Source organism: Lactiplantibacillus brownii, assembly GCF_031085375.1.
Taxonomy (GTDB): Bacteria; Bacillota; Bacilli; order Lactobacillales; family Lactobacillaceae; genus Lactiplantibacillus; species Lactiplantibacillus brownii.
This window is the reverse complement of record NZ_JAVCWF010000001.1, coordinates 1567186-1590323: the sequence shown is the minus strand read 5'-3', so window position 1 is coordinate 1590323 and position 23138 is coordinate 1567186. Positions and strand designations below refer to the sequence as shown.

Here is a 23138-nt window from a genome sequence, read left to right as displayed (position 1 = left end):
CGATGCAGGACCAGCTTGCTGATTACCTGCATTTTTTGCGTGTTGAGCGGGGGTTAGTCACGAATAGTCTTAAAAGCTATCAACAGGACCTCACCGAATTTGCGCGCTATTTGACGACGCAAAAGATGACTTCCTTCAAACCCGTTGATCGCTATGTTGTCTTGAACTACTTACAAGTCTTAGATGAGCAAGGTAAAGCACGTAATACGATTATTCACGCGGTCTCAAGTCTGCGTAAGTTTTTTCAATATTTAGCCCAAATGCATGTCATTGATAGTGACCCAATGTTAAAAATTGATACGCCTAAACGAGCGCAACATTTGCCACAAGTTTTGTCGGCGCGCGAAGTGGAACGATTATTAGCGGTGCCGAAGACCGAGACAACCTTAGGACTGCGTGATCGTGCTTTACTCGAAGTCATGTATGCGACCGGGTTGCGGGTTAGCGAAACGATCAATGTTAAACTGGATGATCTGCATTTAGACCTTGGTTTGATCCAAACGATCGGTAAAGGCGACAAGGAGCGGATTATCCCGATTGGTGACGTGGCCATTGACTTTGTTGAACAATATTTGAAAACGGCGCGGCCCAAACTCGTCTCGGCGAAACGGCGCAATAATTATCTGTTTTTAAATCATCACGGGGGCCAATTGACACGCCAAGGGGTTTGGAAAAATCTTAAAGGGTTAGTCAAAGCGGCTGGAATCGAAAAAGATGTGACTCCACATACGCTGCGGCATTCGTTTGCCACGCATATTTTGGAAAATGGGGCTGATCTGCGGGTGGTTCAAGAATTGCTGGGCCACGCGGATATTTCCACAACCCAGATTTATACGCATATTACCAAGAAACGTTTAGCGGAGGTTTACAATAAATATCATCCGCGCGCATAGTTAGGAGGGCCCACGATGCTCGTAAAATATCGCAAAGATTATGAAAAAGTAGCCATGGGCTTGTTATCTTTTATTCCTGATTTTAAAGATATTGCCCATTTGCAAACGGAGATGCAATGGTATCAAGCAGACAACAATCATCAATTATTATTATGGCGTCAGGCCGACGGTGATTTCTGCGGGATCATTGGCATTGAAGTGGGGGCTGACTTCATCTTGGTGCATCATGATTCGCTATCACCGGAAGAACGAAATCCCCAAAATCAACAACAAATGTTGGATGAATTGGCGGCGTTGTACCCGGATCAACGGGTCATGGGAACTTTAGAAATGGCACCGATCATTGGTGCATGGGAGCGAAATCGTGATAAACAACGAACAGCCGATCACTATTAAAATATCAGAATTTGAGGGGCCACTTGATCTATTGCTCCATTTGATTCGCCAAAACAAAATGGATATTTATGATATCCCGATTGCGGCCATCACGAAACAGTATTTAGATTATTTGCATTCGATGCAAGCGTTGCAACTAGATATTGCGGGTGATTATTTGGTCATGGCGGCGACACTCATGACGATTAAAAGTCGTTATTTATTGCCACAGGCACCGGTAGCTGAAGACGAGACTGATGAGGCTGATGATGATCCACGGGACTCGTTAGTTGCGGAGTTGTTGGCATACAAAGTTTATCAAGAAGCTGCGGGTGAGCTACGGGTCAAAGAACAGGCGCGCCAACAACATTTTACGCGGGAAGCCATGCTGATGCCGGCTGAATTACCAACGCCACAGCTGACTGCCGGGATAACAGTTGCTGACTTGCAAGCTGCATTTCGGCAACTTGTGGCGAAACGTCGCCGGGCACGGCCGTTAACTAAAACGGTGACGGCTGATCCAGTGACGATTGAGACTCGGATGCAGCAAGTTCGTGACCGTTTGACTACCCAACCAGATGGGGTTGACTTTGCCACGTTATTTACGCCAAGCGCCAGTGATGATATGCTAGTGACAACTTTTATGGCCGTGTTAGAATTAACCAAGCAGGCTCAAGTAACTTTGGTACAAACGGCCCAATTAGGCCCAATTCATTTACATTTACGACAGGATGAATAGCATGACGAACATTGAACAGATTGAAGGATTATTATTTGTTGCCGGTGATGAAGGCGTAACGGTTGCTGAAATTGAGCATGCAACTGGTTTTGCCAAGCCGGCGATTAATACGATGCTGTCAACTTTGGCAGCCCATTACGCTGAAGAGCCAGATTGTGCCTTGATGATCCTATCAACGGCCAACACGTATCGGTTAGCGACCAAGGCAGCCATTGCGCCAGTCTTGAAACGGTACTTTGAAGCGCCACTGTCAACGAGTCTTTCACAAGCCTCGTTGGAAGTTTTAGCGATTATTGCGTATCGGCAACCACTGACGCGTATTGAGATCGATGAGATTAGAGGCGTGCAGAGCGGCTCAACCATTCAAAAGTTGGTATTACGCCAATTGGTGACCGAGACGGGTCGTCTGAGTGAACCCGGCCGGCCGATCCTTTATGGCACAACGGAACTATTTTTAGATTATTTTGGGTTACAGACCCTTGATGATTTGCCAGCAATCGATTTGGAAGCCTTAACCGATAGTGAGCATCCGGCACCAGAGACCGATCTCTTTTTGACAGCATTTCAAGATAAACTCAACGGACAACATCCAGATAGTGAGGAAAATTAATGGCAGAACGATTACAAAAAGTCATGGCCGAGGCCGGCGTTGCGTCACGGCGTAAATCAGAAGTGTTGATCACTTCTGGGCACGTGAGGGTTAATGGCAAGACGGTGACAGAATTAGGCGTCAAAGTGGAACGACACGATCAAATTGAAGTTGACGGGTCACCAATTTTAGCCGAAAAATTAGTTTATTATCTCTTTTATAAACCCCGCGGCGTAGTAACTACGGTTCACGATGAACGTGGTCGAAAAACAGTCATGGATTACTTTAAAGAAGTTCCTGAACGGATCTATCCCGTGGGTCGTTTAGATTACGATACGTCGGGCTTGTTGATCATGACCAACGATGGCGCACTAGCCAATCGACTGACTCATCCTAAATATGAGGTCAAAAAGACTTATTTGGCGAAAGTCGAAGGCGTCCCAACTAATGCTGATTTGAAACAATTACGTTTGGGCGTTGAAATTGATGGTCGGACGACCGCGCCGGCTAAATCTAATTTGTTAGATAGTGATCATAAGAAGCAAAACGCGTTGGTTCAGTTGACGATCCACGAAGGTCATAACCATCAAGTCAAAAAGATGTTAGCAGCCATTGGACATCCTGTAACGAAGCTGAAGCGCGAGCGCTATGGTATTTTAGATTTGCAAAGTTTACAAGCCGGTGAATATCGGAAGTTAAAGCCAATTGAGATTAGTAAGTTAAAAGGTGAACGATAACGCTTGCATTTATTGGTAAAAGTGCGTAAACTATAATTGTTCAAAAATAAATATTTGGTTCATCTTCAGGGCAGGGTGTGATTCCCGACCGGCGGTTATAGCCCGCGACCTATGTGCAAGCATAGTGATTTGGTGTAATTCCAAAGTCGACAGTTAAAGTCTGGTATAAAGAAGATCGAGCTTATTTGGCATAAATCCGCAAATAAACCCGCCCTGATGACAGTTCTTTTGTTGTCGGGCGTTTTTTTGTGAAGATGTGACAAAGCGGTTCATTGAAGATGACCCATAGGAGGGTGCGTTATGCAACAAACAACGTTACGCCGACTAGTGGGCATTGCCTTGCTCGGCGCGTGTGCTTATATTCTCATGTTACTGGAGTTTCCAATCATTCCGATTGCCGCTTGGATGAAGATTGATTTTTCGGATATTCCAATTTTGATTGGCTTATTTCTTTACGGAATGGGTGGTGCTTTTGCAATCACGTTGATAAAATTATTTCTCCATTCTGCAACGATGGGCTTTGCCATTCCAGATCTGATTGGTTCGGCGGCTAGTTTTCTTGGTTCAGCCGTGCTGATCATCGCGTTTGCCATCGTGTTACGTTATTATCGTGGTAATGAAAAATGGCGACTGCCATTAGCGATCGGACTGGCAACGATTGGCTTAGTTGTGGTCGAATCGTTAGCCAACTTAACGTTTGTCTTGCCATTTTATATGCAAGTCATGGGAATGAAGCTTAGTGTGTCATTGAATACACTCGTCTTGATTGCCGTTGTGCCGTTCAACCTGATTAAGGGGCTCTTAGTCGGGGGTGTCTTCTGGCTCGTTTACCATCGCTTAGCCAAGTGGCTGGGAAATCGTAATCAATTGATGAGCCGCGTTTAATCAATTCAATAACTAACAAGTCTGGGTGCAAAAACCTAGGCTTTTTTATTGTCATTAGATGGTCGAATAAAATGATGACGGTCTTTTGGCTGCTATTAGTGTGCTGTAGTGTTCACGCCCCTCAGGTATGGGTGACGCTGGGTGAGCTTTTGTTAAGGATTTAGACAGCCAAACTAATGGTCTAAATAGTCAAAAATGCGATAACTTAATCGCAAGCCGAATGTTTTGTGTGGTTGGCTCCAATCGATATGGATGATATCGTCAATTCGTTGTAACCGTTTTGTTAAGCTGTTGCGGTGTAGATGTAATTGGGTGGCCGTAGTGTTTAAGCGACAATCGTTTTCGAGATAAGTGAAAAGTGTTTGAAATAATTCGGCATGGTGCGCACGATCGTAAGCTTTTAAGGTGAGCAACTGAGCACACATTGTTTGGCGTAATAGGGACGTGTCGGTCATATGGTCTAAGATAATATAAATATTGTAGCCTTGAGTTAAGTTGACAGGATGCAATTCACCAAGCTTTTGGGCCGCTTTAAACGCTTGGTGACAAATGTTTAAAAAGTCTCGACTTTTCGTAATGTCCGTGTAGGGTTCTGAAATGAAAAAACAATATTGGTATTGTTGTCCCAACGTATCTAAGGCCGTTTGTTCGAATTTAGCAGTTGTGGCGGGGACGATTAGGACCAAGTTTTGATGAGTATCTTCCGTCATCGGCATAGTGGTTAGTTGCTTTTGCAGGGCTTGTTTAAAGGCATCTTGGTGTGGTCGTGTGCTTAGAGGCGTGGCTGTGATCATCACTAGTGGTTGGTTGAGTAGTGGACCAAAGCTTGTAATGTCGGTTTTGGTGGGTTGATGTAGTAGTTGAGTAAAGAGACTATTCATTTCACTTTGGTTGGGATTAACCGTGTAGCGTTCATTGAAATTATTGATGACTTGAATGACCAGGTTTAATTGTGATGCCGTGACTGGGTAGCCTTTTGACTGGGCCACGAATAGAAACCAAATTTTTAAAGCATACGTGTTGATCGGTTGCCGCAAATATTCGGTGGTTCCATCTTGAAAGGCCCCGCGATTCGTATCTAAGCGGAACCAGTCGGGGGTGACGGCAGGTAGGTCCGGTGTAGAGGTGCTGATCGTGTGTCCGGTGACATCCATGATGAAGACCGGTTGTTCTAAATAGGTGGCGATTAATTGGGTTAAGGAATCAAGTGCGGTGCACTTGATTGCAGAAAGTAGTAAGTCCGAGTCAGTCATAGCAATTCCTCCTGATAGTGTGCATAATGCCCACTAAGTATATAAAAAGTGTGGGCCAAAGTCACGTTTAATGATCAGAGCCTAGCCGGTATACTAAGTCCTGTAATCAAATGAAACTAAATTTTGATGGCACTATGCCTACTGAATTGGAGGAAATATGATGGATTTTGAACGAGTACTTGAAGCGCGCCATTCAGAACGTGCTTTCCGGGATCAAGTGATTCCGACGACAACGTTAAAGAAAATAGTTAATCAGGCCCAGCTAACGCCTTCTTGGGCCAACGCACAGCCATGGCAAGTTGTGATTGCGACGGGTAAAACGTTAAATGAGATTCAATCAGTTTTTCAACGGCGTACGGAACAGGGTGTTGCGGGAAGTTCCGATTTGGAAATTGCTCATCGAACTAATTGGGCGGAGGCGCCACGTCGAAATATGGCGACGTGGAGTAACGATCTAGGCCGGTACTTAGCGGAGAAAAATGTCGGCGCAAGTGCTTATGGAACGAGCCAGCTCAGCTTGTTCAACAGTCCTGCTTTGGTTTACTTAATTGTGCCGGCACCGGTCAATTCTTGGGAAACGTTTGATACGGGAGCATTTGCGCAGACATTAATGTTGAGTGCGGCCAATCAGGGCGTTCAATCCATGCCAGCCTATGAAATTGTAAAATATCCCGATGAGTTGCGCCGAATTTTAAAATTGAATTCCGGGCAGAAAATTCTAATGGGAATCGCACTGGGGTACGCGGATGAGTCGGTGATTAACGGTTTTAGAACTAGTCGGGTTGCAACGGATGACATTTTGACGATTCAGGATTGAGAAAGGGGAACCAGTAGTATGAAAATTTTAATTGTTGGCGCAAGTGGTCGCGTCGGTTATCAGTTGGCACAAGCCTTGATGGTACAAGGGCACCAAGTCGTGGGGACGTATAGCCGCCATCAACCGGATTTGCCGACTACCGTTAAGCTAGATTTACATCAGGATGTTTCAGAGATGCGCCCGGCGATGGCCGGTATTGATGCAGTTTACTTTGTTGCGGGTTCACGAGGGAAAGATTTGCTACAAACGGATTTAAATGGGGCGATTAAAGTGATGCAAGCGGCTGAGCAGAGTGGGGTTTCGCGTTTTATCCAGTTGAGCTCTGCTTATGCACTACAACCAGATCGTTGGCACGAAGGTTATTTAAAGCATTTGACGGATTATAACATTGCTAAGCGTTATGCTGACGAATGGTTGATGCAGCGAACGAATTTAGATTATACGATTGTTCAGCCGGGGGTCCTAACGACGGAACCGGCGACAGGCGAAGTTAGCCTGGATGAGACGACATTAGGGGATAATCCAATTGAAGATGTGGTTAGTTTGTTAGTCGCCGTGTTGACGGCAGATCGGGTTCATGACCGAGTGATCATGATGAAGCAGGGGCATCAACCAATTGCGACGGCTTTGAAGAAACTGTCGGCATAAGGTCTAGTTAAAGTAAATGCAGAAATTTTTGAGATTCTGTGCTAGGTCCTGTCAATTTTTCATAAGAAATAAGATAAATTTAGTTTCGTCTCTAAGCGACCTCATTCTGGTATTCTACCGGGGTGAGGTCGTTTCTTGTTGGTGTTGGAATCATTAATTTGCGCAGGACATCCCAACCGGAGCGGCAAGCTAAGCAGATATGTATAAATATGAGTGTAGGTAAGAGACAACAATGATTATCGGCCAATTTTTGGTTGGTCACGTGTTAAGTTCCATGCTATGCTTAATGAGCTTAACAAATCGAAAGAAGGTGCCGGAGTGTTTGCTGATTATTTATTGTTACTCTTTACGACGGCGCCGCGCCGACCTAAGGCATTAGCGAATGTGTTGCGTGGCAAGCGCACCGTTTCGACCTTGTTTGCCGGACTGACTACCGGAACGTTAGCTTATTTAGATAGCTGGCATGGGGTTGCGTTGCCGACCTTTGAAGCCGCAACGGCACAATTGGTCGCAGACGGATGGCTGGTCGCGGCACAACCTGGTTACCTGCAATTGACGGCTGCTGGGGTTGAAAGGCAAAAACAGTTGGCACAAACGTTATATTTACCCACGGCTTGGGTTCAATTTCAACAAGCCGATGTCCGACAATTCACTGCGGTGAGCCAGCTGGCTTTACAAGTCGTGTCAGAAGCCGTGCATCAGCAGCGGCGTTATTATCCGATTACGACGGATCGAACGATACAACGGCAAGTGAAGCACTGGTTTCGACAGTGGCAAAGCCCAACCTTGGGCACGCAAATTTACGCTGATCTAGTGACGTTTTTAAAAACACAATCACCCCAAGCGGCGGCAGTGTTTTCTCAAAGCTTGACGGGATTTGCGTTTCCGGGGCAAACGGATCAACAACTCGCGGGACAGTTTGAGCGGTCACCGGTTGAGATCTTAGTGATGCGCAAAGATTTAAGTTGTCATTGGGTCGCCTGGTTAAAACAGACACCGACGAGTCCCATAGCAGCACTGTTACAGCCAATGTTGAAGGTTAACCCGGTCAGCAGTAGTGCTTGGCAAACTTATCAGGATTATCAGTCCGGTCAAAATTTGGCCCAAATTGCACAAGCTCGTCAACTTAAACTCAGTACCGTACGCGAACATTTGCTAGAGGTGGCTATTTTGTGGCCTGAATTTCCGGTTGCGGAACTATTAACCTCGGCAAGAATCACAGCCTTGGCGGCAATTTTTGCGGACAATGCCGTGATCGAAACTTGGCAATATAAAACGGTGCAAGCGGTCTTACCAGACTTAGACTTTTTCTGGTTTCGACTTTATCAGATTATGAGGTGTCATGATGCAGCGTGAAGCCCTTTATCAACTTTTGAAAAATAAATATGGTTTCGATGAATTTCGTCCCGGTCAATACCAAGTGATTAGTGAGCTGCTGGCCGGTCAAGATGTGTTAGCTGTGTTGCCAACGGGGACTGGGAAGTCTTTGATCTATCAACTCGTAGGCACGGTGGTCCCTGGGTTAGTTATTGTGGTCTCGCCACTTATTTCCTTAATGCAAGACCAAGTGGCACGACTCAATTATCAGGGAGAAAAACAAGTTGCGGCTTTAACCTCACAACTGGATTTTGGCGCTCGTCAGAGTGTTTTAAGACATTTAAAGCAATTAAAATTTCTTTTTATCTCTCCAGAAATGTTGAAACAAGCGCCAGTTTTAGCGGCGGTGGAGCAGGTGCCGCTTAGCTTGTTAGTGATCGACGAAGCCCACTGTATCTCAACTTGGGGACCAGACTTTCGGCCGGATTATTTATCGTTGGGAGCCTTAAAACAAACGTTGGGCAATCCGTTGACCTTAATGCTGACGGCGACCGCCACGGCGAAAGTTCGTCAAGATATCCTGAATCAATTGCAAGTCCCGTCAGCGCAACAGGTCATTTATTCTGTCAATCGACCTAATATTTATTTGGCGGTTGAAGCAGTTGCCAACGAGGCCGCCAAACGGCAACGACTGCAACAGTTGGTTGTCACCGTCAAACGACCTAGTATTGTTTACTTTAGTTCTAAAAAGCAGACCGAATTGATTGCAGACTGGCTACGAGCGACAACTGCGCTACGGGTTGCGGCTTACCATGCCGGTTTGTCAGCCGAAGACCGCTTTAAAATCCAACAACAATTTATGGCCGGTGATTTGGATGTGATCTGTGCGACCTCGGCATTTGGCATGGGGATCAACAAAGCTGATATTCGGCAAGTTATCCACTACCATTTACCCAATAATTTGGCCGATTATGTTCAAGAAATTGGTCGTGCTGGCCGGGATGGACAACCGGCCATAGCCGTTTTATTGTATGCGCCGGGGGATGAACAATTAGTCCGCAATCTGAACGAACTAACGTCAGCGAGTGCGATTGAAATCCAAGCGGACCAACAGCGTTTTACGTTACAGCAGCCTGCGACGACCGATTTAAGCCAGGTGCTACAGTATTACTGGACGCACGGTTACACGGTGCCACAAGTGACGGCACAGTTTGAGCAGCGACAGCGTGCTAAAGCGGCTGACCTCACACAACTGTTAACTTATATTCAGGCAAAAACGTGTCGGCGGGCGATTTTAATGCAATACTTTAACGAGACTGCTCCGGTTCATACGGCGACCTGTTGCCAATTAGCGGGTGAACGGTTACCATTAGATGAGTTGGGGTTGCTAACGCGTCAAACGACTAGTCGACCGGTCACAACCCCATGGGAACAGATTTTAGCGCAATTGTTTTTACAAAATTCTTAAAGAAATCAGTTTGGCGTTATGTTACAATATTTGTTGAAAGTTTTTTGAGGAGGAACACCCTATGAGTCAAAAAAATGATGATCAAAAACCCCAGGACAAGAAAGCTAAACCTTGGGATAAAACTTTTGAAGACGATCGGGATGATTCAGGCAATTTATCGCGAACTCAAAAACGTAAACAGGATAGTAGTAATTCCACGTTAACCACGGTTTTAGTGGTTTTAATTTTGTTGCTCGCACTTGCACCAATTGGTTATTTTTTGGTGAAGAAAAATTCGTTGAATAATCCGCAACAGACTGAACAGGTTGCTAGTTCCAGCTCCAAGAAAAAATCTTCGAGTACAACAGCCAAGTCATCTTCAAAAGCGGCTAAAAAAGCCAGTGAATCCGTTGCCGCTAAAAAGAAGGCGGCCGCTAAGAGCAGTCGTTTGGCTTTAGCCAGTTCGAAAGCTGCCGCTAAGGCTAGCAGTAAAGCAGACGAATCGTCGACTGAATCCAGTAGTGCTGAATCCAGTTCGGCGAGTAGTGACAGTAGCAGTTCCTCATCAGATGCTGAGGCTAAGTATGTGACGGTCGCTGCTGGTCAAGGGGTTTATCGGGTCGCGACAAATGCCGGGATCTCCGTGGACAAACTCCTTGAATTAAACGGCTTGTCGTCCTCATCGACGATCTCAGCTGGTCAACGGTTACGTGTCCGTTAAAACACGATTTTTAAAATGGTGAGGAGTTAAAGTTCATGGCGGAACAAGCATTACAAGTGGCCATTGATGGTCCCGCTTCGGCTGGCAAAAGTACGGTCGCTAAGTTAGTTGCCAAACGCTTTGGCTATATTTACGTGGATACAGGCGCGATGTATCGCGCCGTCACGTATTGGGCCATGACCCATCAAGTGGCGCTGACAGATGAAGCGGCCGTGGCCGAATTGATGCAGACCTTGACAATTAGTTTCAAACCGGGGGAACCCGATCAGCTGGTTTTTGCCAACGGTGAGGATATCACGGCGGCGATTCGGCAACCGGATGTGACAAATAATGTCTCAACGATTGCGGCATTGTCCAAAGTTCGGACCATTTTAACCGCACAACAACGGCAAATTGCCGCTGCTGGTGGTGTAGTGATGGATGGCCGCGATATTGGGTCGACCGTATTGCCACAAGCGGAAGTTAAAATCTTCCTAGTGGCCTCAGCAGCCGAACGCGCTAAGCGGCGGTACGCTGAAAATATCACCAAAGGGATCAATACACCCCTTGCACAACTGCAAGCTGAAATTGAGCTCCGAGATCATAAGGATTCAACTCGTAAGGTTTCACCACTGACCCAAGCAGCGGATGCTGTCTTGGTTGATACGACACCTATGTCGATCAACGAAGTCGTGGATACCATTGCGAACATCATAAAAAAACAAAGTTCAGCAATCTAATTGCACAAGTTGGTGCTTTTAGCTAGCTTTTCATCGCTTTTTCAGCTATGATATAGGTTAGAGTTATTGTTGACAGGAGGAAATTTGCATGAGTGAAAACGAAAACAGTCAAAATGAGAAGAAAGAACTTTTAGACGCTTTAAATAGTGTCGAAGAAGTTAATGTCGGTGATGTAGTTAAGGGTGAAGTCTTAGCTATTGACGACGACAAGCAAGTTATTGTTGGGATCCAAGGTACCGGGGTTGAAGGTGTCGTACCATTGAAAGAACTTTCAACGCAACGGGTTGAAGATGTCAACGAGGTCGCTAAAGTTGGCGACGTCTTAGACTTGGTTGTCATTTCTCGGATTGGCACCGATAAAGAAAACGGCAGTTATTTACTGTCACATCGTCGTTTAGAAGCTCGCAAAGTTTGGGACGATGTAGAAAAAGAATACGAAGCAGGTCATACGATTAAAGCTCCTGTAACGCAAGTAGTTAAAGGCGGCTTAGTCGTTGATGCTGGCGTTCGTGGCTTCATCCCTGCCTCAATGATTGATGATCATTACGTTGAAGACTTGAGTGCTTACAAAGGCAAAGAACTTGAACTTAAGATTATTGAAATCGAACCTAGCGAAAATCGCTTGATCTTATCACACCGTGCCGTTGTTGAAAAGCAACGCGAAGCACAACGCGCTGAAGCTTTACAAACGTTGCAAGCTGGCGAAACGGTTACTGGTAAAGTGGCTCGTTTGACAAACTTTGGGGCCTTCGTTGACCTCGGTGGTATCGACGGGTTGGTTCACGTTTCAGAAATTTCATACGAACGGGTTGAAAAGCCTGCTGACGTATTGAAGGTCGGTCAAGAAGTTAAGGTTAAGATCTTATCTGTTGATGCAGACCGCGAACGGGTTTCACTTTCAATCAAAGCTACTTTGCCAGAACCTTGGGATGGAATTGAAGAAAAAGCCCCTCAAGGCGCTGTTCTTGATGGTAAAGTTAAGCGTTTGACAAGCTTTGGGGCCTTCGTTGAAGTGTTCCCTGGCGTTGAAGGTTTGGTTCATATTTCACAAATTTCACACCAACACATTGCGACACCTAATGATGTCTTAAAGGTTGGCCAAGAAATTAAAGTTAAAGTCTTGGATGTTCGTCCAGACGAAAAGCGGTTGGCATTGTCGATCAAAGCTTTGGAAGAAAAGCCACAAGCTGCTGAAGGCGAAGAAGAAAGCCACAGTAATAACAATAACAACAATCGCGGTGGAAATAACAACCGTCGTAACAACAATCGTCGCGACAACCGTTCCGCTTCAGAACGCTCAACGGCTAATGCACCGGAAGAATCAACTGGTTTCAGTTTAGGTGATTTAGTTGGTGACGCTTTGAAGAACGCTGAACACAATGATGATGAAAAGTAATCATTGATTGCTTCTGAAAATACCCTTCAAGCTGGTCTTGAAGGATATTTTTTTATGAATAGCGTGTGAATGACGCTATTGTGAAGGAGGAACACTAAATGCCAAAACCAGTTGTCGCCATCGTAGGGCGACCCAACGTTGGTAAATCCACTATTTTTAACCGGATCGCCGGTGATCGAATCTCGATCGTTGAAGATACGCCGGGGGTAACCCGTGACCGTATTTATGCGAATGGTGAGTGGTTAGGCCGCCAGTTTAGTTTGATTGATACTGGTGGGATTGATATTGATGATGCCCCATTTATTAAACAAATTACCGAACAGGCTGAAATTGCCATTGATGAAGCGGATGTCATCGTCTATTTAGTTAGCGCTAAAGAAGGCGTGACGGACGCGGATGAACATGTTGCGCAAATTCTATATCGGTCAGACAAGCCAGTTGTCTTAGCCGTTAATAAAGTTGACAATCCTGAATTACGGGCAGAAATTTATGACTTCTACGCCTTAGGTTTCGGCGATCCATATCCAATTTCTGGGGCCCATGGCTTGGGACTTGGCGATATGTTGGATGCTGTGATCAAGGAATTTCCAGACTCAAGTGGTGAAGATGAACCCGGGACGATTCGATTTAGTTTGATTGGTCGGCCTAATGTGGGTAAATCTTCGATCGTTAACGCTTTGCTTGGTGAAGACCGAGTAATCGTGTCTGACGTTGCTGGGACGACCCGTGACGCCATTGATACTAAGTTTACGGATGAGGAAGGTAATCGGTTCGTTATGGTCGATACGGCCGGAATTCGTAAGAAGGGTAAAGTTTACGAAAACACCGAGCGTTACGCGGTCATGCGTGCCTTGAAGGCTATTGATAATAGTGATGTTGCGCTCTTCATCATTAATGGTGAAGAAGGCATTCGTGAACAAGATAAGCGTGTTGCTGGTTATGCGCATGAAGCCGGTAAAGGTATCATTATCGTGGTCAATAAGTGGGATTTAGTTAAAAAAGACAATCATACGATGCAAGAGTTCGAAGCCTATATTCGGGATCAATTCGTATACCTCGCTTATGCGCCAATTATCTTCGTTTCAGCGAAGACGACCCAACGCTTGGCACAATTGCCCGCCTTGATTCAAAAGGTCAACACGAACCATTCTCGTCGTATTCAGTCATCCGTTTTGAATGATGTCATTATGGATGCGATTGCGATGAATCCAACGCCTAGTGATAATGGGAAACGGCTTCGTGTCTACTATGCGACCCAAGTGGCGATCCAGCCACCGACCTTTGTTGTTTTCGTTAATGACCCAGATATGATGCATTTTTCGTATGAACGTTTCTTGGAAAATCAGATTCGGAATGCCTTTGATTTTACCGGGACACCGATCCATATGATTGAACGGCGACGAAAGTAGTCGAAATGGCTTGAAACCGGCATTTTAGCATAATCTGTAAAGGTTGTAAACGATTATTACTCATTTTCGGATTTTTGCGCAAAAAGCTCAAAAAAGCTTGCTATTACAGCATTCCTATGCTATCTTTGATGAAGAAATGATGCTTGTCATCGTTTCTCTCATTTTTGGACCACTCAAAAATGATCATCTGGATGTACGTACTCAAATACATACATCTTCACTCTGTAAAGGGGAGGTGAATCAAACATGGCAAACAAAGCTGAATTAGTTAACAACGTTGCTGCTGCAACTAGCTTGACTAAGAAAGACGCAACTGCTGCGGTCGACGCAGTATTTGCATCAATCCAAGACACTCTTGCAAAGGGTGAAAAAGTTCAATTAATCGGATTTGGTAACTTCGAAGTACGTGAACGTGCCGCTCGTAAGGGCCGCAATCCACAAACTGGCGACGAAATCCAAATTCCTGCAAGCAAAGTACCTGCATTTAAACCAGGGAAAGCTTTAAAGGATGCAGTTAAATAAGCGTCATAAAGTTTTACGTTAAGAAGTCAGTATAGCAACCGTTATACTGGCTTTTTTGCTGTCGTTTGCGTTATGATAGTAAGTCGAGTTATAAGACAAAATGGCTAAAGGATGGGTGCGATGACTTATTCAGAAAAAATGCTCGCGGCATTATCCAACGGGCAATTAGAAACTGCCAACAAACACTATGCATGGGCGTTGCGTAAAGACGACGACGCAACTTTGTATAGCTTGGCAGAAGAATTATACGGGCTCGGCTTCCTCAAGCAAGCGACCCGCATTTATAAGAAATTATTAGCAAAATATCCAGATGAAGATGATTTACGGACCAGTTTGGCGGACATTGCCATTGATGAGGATGATACGGACTTAGCTTTAAACTATCTGTCGGCCGTCAAGCCGGATTCATCCGCTTATGTGCAAGCATTACTCGTGGAAGCTGATCTTTATCAGACCCAAGAGTTGTTCGAAGTCAGTGAACAAAAGTTAGCAGAAGCTTACCGACTCGATCCTGACGAACCAGTCGTTGAATTTGCGTTGGCTGAATTTTACTTTTTGATTCGTAATTACGCGAAAGCTGTCCGCTTTTATCTTGATTTGATCAAAAAAGGCCAACTGGAAATTTCAAAGGTAAACTTGGTGGAACGTTTGGGCGTTTCTTATGCCGAATCTGGGCACTTTGAACAAGCAGTCGGTTATCTTGAACAGATCAAACCGGCTAAGTTGACGCCAGATAGTCAATTTGAACTCGGTTTCACGTATTTGCAATTGGACGAACCACGTAAGGCCATTGATGTGTTCAATAAGTTGCGCGAGCAAGATTCACAATATGCGACGGTCTATCCTTATTTGGCAGAAGCCCAAGAGAAACTCAATGAATTGGATCATGCCTTGATGACATTACAAGAAGGGCTAGCAGTGGATCAGTATAACGAAAAGCTCTACTTGCAAACGGCACGTATTGCGTTGAAGCTCGATGATCAAGATTTAGCGGAAAAGTATTTACGTGAAGGTTTGAGTATTGATCCAGATAATTTAACGACGGTATTGGAATTATCCAATTTGTTAGTTAAGCAAGAACGTTATCAAGATAATATTGATTTGTTGGATCAATATTTGCAAAGTAATGAATTTGATCCACAGTTTTATTGGAATTTGGCGGTCTCAAATGACCGGCTCGATAACGTTAAAGCAGCTAAAGACAACTATTTGGCGGCTTATCCGTTTTTTGAACATAATGAAGATTTCTTGAAACCAGCGATTTATTTCTTCCGGGAAGCTGGGTTAACGACGGAGACCGTTGCGGCTTTACGCAATTACTTGGCGATCGAACCAGATGATGGTGAAATGGTCGCAATGTTAGAAGATTTCGAGGATCAAGGCTACTAAGCGATTGAAAATGCTTACAGGTTTGGTAAAATGGACTAAGAAATAACCAACCGAGGGGGCATTTGATTGAAAGTAGCACTAATGGCATCCGATTTAGATGGCACTTTTTTGCGCGACGATCATGAATTTGATCGACCACGCTTCCAAGCGCAACTAGATCAATTAATTGCTAATGGACAACATTTTGCAGTGGCTAGTGGTAACCAGCTGCAACATTGTATTGAGGTATTTGACGGGATTAATGGTGAGATCACGTATGTGGCCGAGAACGGTGGCTTAGTCATTGATAATCATGGTCAGGTTTTGAGCGAGAGTTTGCTCACACCGGCTGTTTTACAGGATTTATTGACGTTTGTCGCAACGGAACCAGCTTTGGCTGGTGCAAGTGCTTCATTATCTGGTAAAAAAGGCGCGTATATTCGGCGTCAAGATAATAATCCGGTGATGCAGTATTTTCTTAGCAATTTATCGATTGTCCCTGATTTGGCCGCAGTTGATGATCATATCTATAAGGCCACGTTTGGTTGGCAAGACCGACGTGCTGAATATCATGCGGGTGTGATCAATGCTCACTTTAAAGGCCGTTTACGGGCTACTGCCAGTGGTTACGGTGGCTTAGATGTTATTGCCCCGAATGTTGATAAGGCCTTTGGATTGGCGTTCTTACAACGTCATTGGGGGATTGCTCCCAGTCAGACGGCCGCCTTTGGGGATAATAGCAATGATTTGGAGATGTTACGTGAAGCGGACTATAGCTATGCGATGCGTAATGCGATTCCAACCGTCAAGGCTATGGCTAATTACGAGACGAAGTTGGATAACAATCACGATGGTGTCTTAGCCACGATCGACGATTTCATTTAAAGACTGATTTTTAAAAGGTGATGCGGACTTGAAGTCGGTATTGCCTTTTTAGGTGGTTGCGATTTGGGGCTGGCTGTAAAGAGGTTGAAGATTAACCAATTCGTGGTTATCTGTTAAACTATAATAGTAATTATTAACTGTCAGTCGTTTCCAACGGATGTACAGTTAAATTTGAGGAGGAACTTAATTTGGTTAAAGTAATTGTTGCCGGCTATCATGGTCGGATGGGTAGCACAGCTGCTCAAATGGTGATCGATAATGCGGATTTTGAATTAGTTGGGGTCTTTGACGCGCGTGGAAAAGATGAAAACTTAGGCGAAGATGACCAGTTTAAGGGTCAAGATGTGCCTGCCTTTCACGATTTACAGGCGATTAAAACGGACGCAACGGTCTGGATCGACTTTACGATTCCTACTGCCGTTTACGAAAATGCCAAGTTTGCGATCAATCATGGCATTTCACCAGTGATCGGGACGACTGGGATGACGGATGCACAAGTGGCTGATTTACAAAAATTAGCCAAAGACAAGCAAGTTGGTGGCCTAATTGCCCCTAACTTCGGGATCAGTGCGGTCTTGCTCATGCAATTTGCCCAACAAGCGGCTAAGTATTTTCCAGATGTTGAAATTATTGAAATGCACCACGCTGACAAGATCGATTCTCCTAGTGGGACGGCGATCAGTACGGCCAAGAAGATTGCTGAAGTCCGCAAGCCTAAGGAACAAGGTAATCCTGATGCGACTGAAACGTTGCCTGGTGCACGTGGTGCCGAATATGAAGGCATGCGGATTCATGCGGTGCGGCTCCCTGGGTTAGTGGCACATGAAGAAGTGATGTTCGGTGGCCCTGGCGAAGGTTTGACGATTCGACAAGATTCTTATGACCGGATCTCCTTTATGACCGGGGTTAAAGTTGCCGTTGAAAAAGTAAACCAGTACCATGAACTCTTTGTTGGTTTGGAGCACTTACTATGATTTTGACGTCATTGCCGACAGAGTTCAAACAGGCGAAGCCGATTATCGACACGATTGAAGCGGCCGGTTATGAAGCTTACTTTGTGGGCGGGAGCGTGCGTGACACGATTTTAGGGAAGCCGATTCATGACGTGGATATTGCGACGAGTGCGTTTCCGGCTGAAGTGAAGGCCTTGTTCAAGCGGACGGTCGATACGGGGATCGAACACGGTACCGTGATGATTCTGGATCATGGTCAGGGTTATGAAACGACCACCTTTCGAACGGAATTGGGGTACCAAGATTTTCGGCGTCCAGATGAGGTCACTTTTGTGCGATCGTTAAAAGAAGATTTAAAACGGCGTGACTTTACGATTAACGCACTGGCAATGCGGGCCAATGGTGAAGTGATTGACCTTTTTGATGGCTTGGCAGATATGAGTGCGCACGTCATTCGAGCCGTGGGGGTTGCTGAAGACCGTTTCCATGAAGATGCGCTACGGATGATGCGGGCCGTTCGCTTTGCCAGTCAGCTCGGGTTTACGATCGAACCGGCAACCGAACAAGCAATCGCTGATAATGCCCAGTTACTCACGAAGATCGCGGTCGAACGGACTCGGGTCGAATGGGAAAAGCTATTAATGGGGCAACAACCGGTTCGTGGCCTCCAAGCGTTGGTCAAAACGGCGCTCTACCGGTATATGCCAGAGATGGCGGACCAATTACCAATGCTCAAAAAATTAATGGCGTTACCGGCTTGGCAGCTAGATCAGATCGAAAGTACTTGGACATTGTTGGCTTGGTTAATGCAATTACCAGATACGGCAGCCATTCGTCAGCTGTTGAAGGCTTGGAAGACGAGTAATGACTTGATTGACCACGTGACTGCGGCCTGGACGGTCGTAGGCGCCTTGCAGGCGGGCGGCACGCTCGCACCCATGACATTGTTCAAGGCCGGGGCACCCGCGCTTAAAACGGCGAATACGGTGGCTAATTTATTAGGCTTTGGGCAGCCGCAAGCTGAGTTAGATGCGGCCTATGCGGCTTTGCCGATTCAAGATAAGCATGCCTTGGCACTCAAAGGTGGTGACTTGCTGAAACAACAAGTCGTTCAGCCGGGACCAATGATGGGCCAAGTCCTTGCCCAACTGTTAGTCGCAGTTGTGACAGGAAAAGTTGCGAACGAAGCTGGAAAATTGCTTGAATTTGCACGGATGGTAGCGGATACAAAAAGTAATTGATATTTTCTGTTAATCTGTTACGATTGAGGTGAAACTAATTCTTCAATGAGGTGATCATTTATGGATAGAGCATTAGAAGCTTTAAAGTTTTATTTCCGCAATGGTGATACATGGGTCGTTAATCACAAAGATATTTCAGACTTATGGATCAGCCGGGTCACGACCAGTTATGGCCGGATCAAAGGTGGCAAAATGACGATTATTCATCCTTGCAAATCATTCAAGGCCGAATTTGAACCAGACGCTGACGCCGTTGATCCTGATACAACCCATTTAGCATCCGTTACCAGTGGGATGTTTGAACGGGTCACACATTTCCAAGACATTGAAAAAGTGGATATCTTGTTTGGTGATGAACGTGGTAGCGAACAAGTTTACTTACCATTCAAAGCTAAAGATGTGGATGGGTTAGACAACGTTTATCAAACGAGTTCTTTATCAACTGATGGCTTGTTACATTTAGTCGTTGACGCTGAAAATACCGTTTTAGATGTTTATGGTGATCAAAAATAAGAACTGATTTGAAAATTAAGAACTTGGGCCAATGCCTAAGTTCTTTTTTGTATGTTTCGGCTAGCACTATCAGAAATAACCAATGAGCCTGGGGTTTTGTTTCCAGACTCTTTTTTTACGGGCTGCGATTGGCGTGATGGTGATGCCAGTTGGTCGGGAATAATCATGATTGCGCGTTTGTCAGTTGTGTTTTGACCGAATTCTAGCTAAGATAGAACGTAATGATGTAAAAAGGGTGGATCGTAGAAAATGCAAACATTAAGAGCAGAAAATCTGACCCGCACGTACGGTGAGAAAACACTATTTAAAGATATTTCGTTTATCATTAATGAACATGACCGCATCGGCGTGATTGGCGTCAACGGTTCTGGTAAGACGAGTTTATTGGATGTACTGGCCGGTGTGACGACGCCAGAAGCTGGGGAACTCGTGACCCCTAAAAATTATGAAATTGGTTATTTGAAACAGCAGCCGGATTTGGACGAGAACTTAACCGTGATTGATGCGGTCTTAGCCGGTGATCAACAAATTTTTCGGACGATTCGACACTATGAGCAAACTTTAACGATCTACGGTCAACATCCCGAAGATCCACAGGCGCAACAAGCCTATTTGGATGCGGAGACTAAGATGAATCAAGAAGATGCCTGGACGGCTGAAAGTGATGTTAAAACGATTTTAACGCAATTGCACATCACAGATCTCAGTCAAACGGTCAAGACGATGTCTGGTGGTCAACGCAAACGGGTCGGTTTAGCACAGGTACTGATCCAATCGCCTGATTTGTTATTGCTAGACGAACCGACCAACCACTTGGATTTTGATTCAATCGACTGGCTGGAAACTTATTTAGCAAACTACAAGGGTGCTTTGATGGTCGTGACGCATGATCGTTACTTCTTGGATCAAGTCGCTAACCAAATGTTTGAACTGTCATTTGGCGAGTTGTATAAATATACCGGGAATTATCAAGCCTTCGTACAGGCCAAGGCCGAACGGGTCGCCCGCGATGTGACCGCTGAACATAAACAGCAGCAGTTATATAAAAAGGAACTCGCATGGATGCGTGCGGGAGCCCCGGCGCGAAGCACGAAACAACAAGGTCGGATTAATCGTTTTAACGACCTCAAAGGCAATTTAAATACCTTACAAGTAGATGACGACGTTGATATTTCGTTAGGACAACAACGTTTAGGTAAAAAAGTGATCGAATTGAAGCATGCCAGTTTAGCTTTCGATGACCAACAGATTTTGAACGATTTTTCTATGCTGATCCAAGCCGATGATCGCATCGGGATCACTGGTTTGAATGGTGCGGGTAAATCAAGTTTACTGAATGTGATCGCCGGCCGCTTGCCGCTAGATTCTGGGACGGTAACGATTGGTGAAACGGTCAAAATGGCTTACTACACGCAACAAACTGAGCCGATTCCGGGAGACAAGCGCATTATCAACTATTTACAAGAGGTTGGTGAAAATGTGCTCAATAAGCAAGGCGAGCGCGTTTCTGTGACGGAATTGTTGGAAGAATTTCTCTTTCCACGTGCCATGCATGGGACCTTGATTCGTAAGCTTTCTGGTGGTGAGCAACGGCGATTATACTTGTTGAAGCTCTTGATGCAACAGCCGAATGTGTTGTTGCTAGACGAACCGACGAATGACTTGGATATTGGGACCTTAACGGTGCTTGAAAATTACTTGGCAAACTTTTCTGGGACGGTCATTACAGTCTCACATGACCGTTACTTCTTGGATAAGGTCGGTACGAAGCTCTTGATCTTCGATGGTCACGGTCAAATCGAACGTTATGCCGGGCGGTTCTCAAGTTACTTAAAGGATCAAAAAGCGGCCGAAAAGCCAGCCGAGTCCAAATCCAAGCCGGCAGCTAAACCGGTGGCTAAATCAGCTAAGCCGAAAGAAAAGGTCAAGTTGACTTATGCTGAACAATTGGAGTATGACAAGATCGAAGGCGTGATCGAAGGCCTTGACAGTCACAAGAGTGAGTTGGAAAAGGCCATGGCGGCTAATGCGAGTGATTACGGCAAACTGGCTGATTTACAAAAAGAACTCACGGCCACTGAAAAGTCGATCGACGAAAAGATGGATCGCTGGGATTATTTGAGTCAATATGCGGAATAATGAAAGGATGCGTGCCAAATGTTAGAAGACCCTTATTTGCAATTAGCTCGCGATATTTTGGATCACGGGACTTACAAAGATGACCGGACGGGTACCGGGACTTACAGTTTATTTGGCGCTCAAATGCGATTCGATTTGGCCAAAGGCTTTCCGTTACTGACCACTAAAAAAGTTCCCTTTGGCTTAATTAAAAGTGAATTATTGTGGTTCTTGCATGGTGATACGAACATTCAGTTCTTACTAAAACATCATAACCACATTTGGGATGAATGGGCCTTTAAAAATTGGGTGACGAGTGCGGCTTATACGGGTCCGGACATGACTAATTTTGAACACCGTCGTTTAGATGACCCTGAATTTGCGCCGATCTATCGTGCAACCATGCAACAGTTTGATGATCAGATCTTGGCCGATGATGATTTTGCCGCCAAGTTTGGTAATTTAGGCGATGTTTATGGCGCACAGTGGCGTCATTGGCAGAAGCGTGACGGTGGGACGATCGACCAAATTGCTAATGTCATTGAGATGATCAAAAAAACGCCGGATTCACGGCGCTTGATCGTGTCGGCCTGGAATCCAGAAGATATTCCGAGTATGGCGTTGCCACCCTGTCACACCTTGTTCCAATTTTATGTGGCGGATGGCAAGTTGAGTTGTCAACTCTATCAACGCTCAGGCGATGTTTTCTTGGGTGTGCCGTTTAATATCGCGAGTTACGCTTTATTGACTTGTTTGATTGCCCAAGAAACCGGGTTACAAGTCGGTGAATTCGTGCATACCTTGGGCGATGCCCATCTTTATACGAATCATCTCGACCAAATCAAGGAACAATTACAACGGACGCCTAAGGCCGCACCACAACTACAACTAAGTGGGACTCATCAGAGTATTTTTGATTATCAGATGAGTGATATCAAATTGGTAGGTTATGACCCCGCACCGGCCATCAAAGCGCCGGTAGCGATTTAGGAGGCCACGGATGATTGGCTTAATTTGGGCACAAGATGAAAATGGGCTAATTGGCGCCAATGGTCAGTTGCCTTGGCACTTATCGGCTGATTTAAAACGATTTAAAGCCTTGACGACTGAACAGACGGTCGTGATGGGTCGTAAGACGTTTGCAGGCTTTAAGCGGCCGCTACCACATCGGCAAAATATCGTCTTATCACACCAGTCTCTGAATTTACCGGCGGGCGTACAACAGTTTAAATCGTTAGACGAGTTGTGGGCATTAAATGCGCAACAGCCCAACGACCTAATCTTTGTGATCGGCGGCGCGGCAGTTTTTGAGGCGGTCTTACCGCGAGCCGACCGCTTGTACCGGACGGCGATTCAGCATGCTTTTACTGGGGATACTTGGATGCCAGCAATTAATTATGCTGACTGGCAAGTGACCGCCGAACAAACGATCGTAGCCGATGAGCAGACGCCGTGGACGTTTAGTTTTACGGATTACCAACGGCGTTAAATCGACAAGTAACAGTGAAACTAAGCGCTATTTCTGCTATACTAAAATCATTAATTTTATTGTAACGATTCCGTAAGCGTTGCAAGCATAAGAAAGCGTGGCAA

At 45.3% G+C, this 23138-nt stretch carries 24 protein-coding genes and 1 riboswitch; of the genes, 23 read left to right on the top strand and 1 reads right to left on the bottom strand.

Features of this window, described 5'->3' with window-relative positions:
• The first annotated feature begins 2 nt into the window (after nucleotides 1-2).
• From xerD to RA086_RS07360, 6 genes are all read left to right on the top strand, one after another.
• Entirely contained in the window at nucleotides 3-893 is an 891-nt protein-coding gene (xerD, locus tag RA086_RS07385; protein WP_308704433.1) for a site-specific tyrosine recombinase XerD, read from the top strand.
• 15 nt (nucleotides 894-908) lie between these two features.
• Nucleotides 909-1289: an N-acetyltransferase gene (locus RA086_RS07380; protein WP_308703194.1), complete on the top strand. Its 381-nt coding sequence runs from the start codon at nucleotides 909-911 to the stop codon at nucleotides 1287-1289.
• Nucleotides 1255-2007, top strand: coding sequence for a segregation and condensation protein A (locus RA086_RS07375; RefSeq protein WP_308704432.1), 753 nt, complete (start codon nucleotides 1255-1257; stop codon nucleotides 2005-2007). Before RA086_RS07380 ends, RA086_RS07375 begins: the two co-directional genes overlap by 35 nt.
• Before the next feature lies 1 nt (nucleotide 2008).
• Entirely contained in the window at nucleotides 2009-2617 is a 609-nt protein-coding gene (scpB, locus tag RA086_RS07370; RefSeq protein ID WP_308703193.1) for an SMC-Scp complex subunit ScpB, read from the top strand.
• On the top strand, nucleotides 2617-3333 hold the full coding sequence (locus RA086_RS07365) for a pseudouridine synthase (protein WP_308703192.1): 717 nt from the start codon (nucleotides 2617-2619) through the stop codon (nucleotides 3331-3333). The genes scpB and RA086_RS07365 overlap by 1 nt, the downstream gene beginning before the upstream one ends.
• A gap of 57 nt (nucleotides 3334-3390) precedes the next feature.
• A riboswitch (FMN riboswitch) is annotated at nucleotides 3391-3513 on the top strand.
• 120 nt (nucleotides 3514-3633) lie between these two features.
• A complete protein-coding gene (locus RA086_RS07360; protein ID WP_308703191.1) occupies nucleotides 3634-4218 on the top strand; it encodes an ECF transporter S component in 585 nt (194 codons plus the stop codon).
• 173 nt (nucleotides 4219-4391) lie between these two features.
• Here the strand turns inward: RA086_RS07360 and RA086_RS07355 are convergent, their stop codons facing one another.
• Entirely contained in the window at nucleotides 4392-5471 is a 1080-nt protein-coding gene (locus tag RA086_RS07355) for a helix-turn-helix domain-containing protein (RefSeq protein ID WP_308703190.1), read from the bottom strand.
• Nucleotides 5472-5631: 160 nt separating this feature from the next.
• Here RA086_RS07355 and RA086_RS07350 point away from each other — a divergent pair, with 160 nt between their 5' ends.
• The 17 genes from RA086_RS07350 (at nucleotide 5632) to RA086_RS07270 (ending at nucleotide 23034) form a co-directional block, all read left to right on the top strand.
• Nucleotides 5632-6288, top strand: a complete 657-nt coding sequence (locus tag RA086_RS07350; RefSeq protein ID WP_308703189.1) for a nitroreductase — start codon at nucleotides 5632-5634, stop codon at nucleotides 6286-6288.
• An 18-nt stretch (nucleotides 6289-6306) separates the two neighbouring features.
• Nucleotides 6307-6936, top strand: coding sequence for an NAD(P)-binding oxidoreductase (locus RA086_RS07345; RefSeq protein WP_308703188.1), 630 nt, complete (start codon nucleotides 6307-6309; stop codon nucleotides 6934-6936).
• A gap of 318 nt (nucleotides 6937-7254) precedes the next feature.
• Nucleotides 7255-8292, top strand: coding sequence for a helix-turn-helix domain-containing protein (locus tag RA086_RS07340; RefSeq protein WP_308703187.1), 1038 nt, complete (start codon nucleotides 7255-7257; stop codon nucleotides 8290-8292).
• Nucleotides 8282-9721, top strand: a complete 1440-nt coding sequence (locus tag RA086_RS07335; RefSeq protein ID WP_407659086.1) for a RecQ family ATP-dependent DNA helicase — start codon at nucleotides 8282-8284, stop codon at nucleotides 9719-9721. Before RA086_RS07340 ends, RA086_RS07335 begins: the two co-directional genes overlap by 11 nt.
• 61 nt (nucleotides 9722-9782) lie before the next feature.
• Nucleotides 9783-10421 (top strand): LysM peptidoglycan-binding domain-containing protein, encoded by a 639-nt coding sequence (locus RA086_RS07330; protein WP_308703185.1) that lies wholly within the window; start codon nucleotides 9783-9785, stop codon nucleotides 10419-10421.
• A gap of 35 nt (nucleotides 10422-10456) precedes the next feature.
• The gene (gene cmk, locus RA086_RS07325; RefSeq protein WP_308703184.1) at nucleotides 10457-11140 is read left to right on the top strand and encodes a (d)CMP kinase; all 684 of its coding nucleotides are present in this window, start codon (nucleotides 10457-10459) and stop codon (nucleotides 11138-11140) included.
• A gap of 88 nt (nucleotides 11141-11228) precedes the next feature.
• Nucleotides 11229-12536, top strand: a complete 1308-nt coding sequence (gene rpsA, locus RA086_RS07320) for a 30S ribosomal protein S1 (protein WP_308703183.1) — start codon at nucleotides 11229-11231, stop codon at nucleotides 12534-12536.
• Between the two features lie 98 nt (nucleotides 12537-12634).
• Nucleotides 12635-13945: a ribosome biogenesis GTPase Der gene (gene der, locus RA086_RS07315; protein WP_308703182.1), complete on the top strand. Its 1311-nt coding sequence runs from the start codon at nucleotides 12635-12637 to the stop codon at nucleotides 13943-13945.
• Between the two features lie 246 nt (nucleotides 13946-14191).
• Nucleotides 14192-14467 carry an HU family DNA-binding protein gene (locus RA086_RS07310; RefSeq protein ID WP_105448472.1) on the top strand — a complete coding sequence of 92 codons (276 nt, stop codon included), beginning with the start codon at nucleotides 14192-14194 and terminating at the stop codon, nucleotides 14465-14467.
• 120 nt (nucleotides 14468-14587) lie between these two features.
• The gene (locus RA086_RS07305) at nucleotides 14588-15856 is read left to right on the top strand and encodes a tetratricopeptide repeat protein (RefSeq protein WP_308703181.1); all 1269 of its coding nucleotides are present in this window, start codon (nucleotides 14588-14590) and stop codon (nucleotides 15854-15856) included.
• Between the two features lie 66 nt (nucleotides 15857-15922).
• Nucleotides 15923-16720, top strand: a complete 798-nt coding sequence (locus RA086_RS07300; protein WP_308703180.1) for a Cof-type HAD-IIB family hydrolase — start codon at nucleotides 15923-15925, stop codon at nucleotides 16718-16720.
• 188 nt (nucleotides 16721-16908) lie between these two features.
• Nucleotides 16909-17694: a 4-hydroxy-tetrahydrodipicolinate reductase gene (dapB, locus tag RA086_RS07295; RefSeq protein ID WP_308703179.1), complete on the top strand. Its 786-nt coding sequence runs from the start codon at nucleotides 16909-16911 to the stop codon at nucleotides 17692-17694.
• On the top strand, nucleotides 17691-18914 hold the full coding sequence (locus RA086_RS07290; protein ID WP_308703178.1) for a CCA tRNA nucleotidyltransferase: 1224 nt from the start codon (nucleotides 17691-17693) through the stop codon (nucleotides 18912-18914). Before dapB ends, RA086_RS07290 begins: the two co-directional genes overlap by 4 nt.
• 60 nt (nucleotides 18915-18974) lie before the next feature.
• Nucleotides 18975-19427: a hypothetical protein gene (locus RA086_RS07285; RefSeq protein WP_137607142.1), complete on the top strand. Its 453-nt coding sequence runs from the start codon at nucleotides 18975-18977 to the stop codon at nucleotides 19425-19427.
• A gap of 249 nt (nucleotides 19428-19676) precedes the next feature.
• On the top strand, nucleotides 19677-21566 hold the full coding sequence (locus tag RA086_RS07280) for an ABC-F family ATP-binding cassette domain-containing protein (protein WP_308703177.1): 1890 nt from the start codon (nucleotides 19677-19679) through the stop codon (nucleotides 21564-21566).
• 18 nt (nucleotides 21567-21584) lie between these two features.
• Entirely contained in the window at nucleotides 21585-22535 is a 951-nt protein-coding gene (locus tag RA086_RS07275; protein WP_308703176.1) for a thymidylate synthase, read from the top strand.
• Nucleotides 22536-22545: 10 nt separating this feature from the next.
• Nucleotides 22546-23034, top strand: a complete 489-nt coding sequence (locus tag RA086_RS07270; protein ID WP_308703175.1) for a dihydrofolate reductase — start codon at nucleotides 22546-22548, stop codon at nucleotides 23032-23034.
• Nucleotides 23035-23138 lie beyond the last annotated feature (104 nt).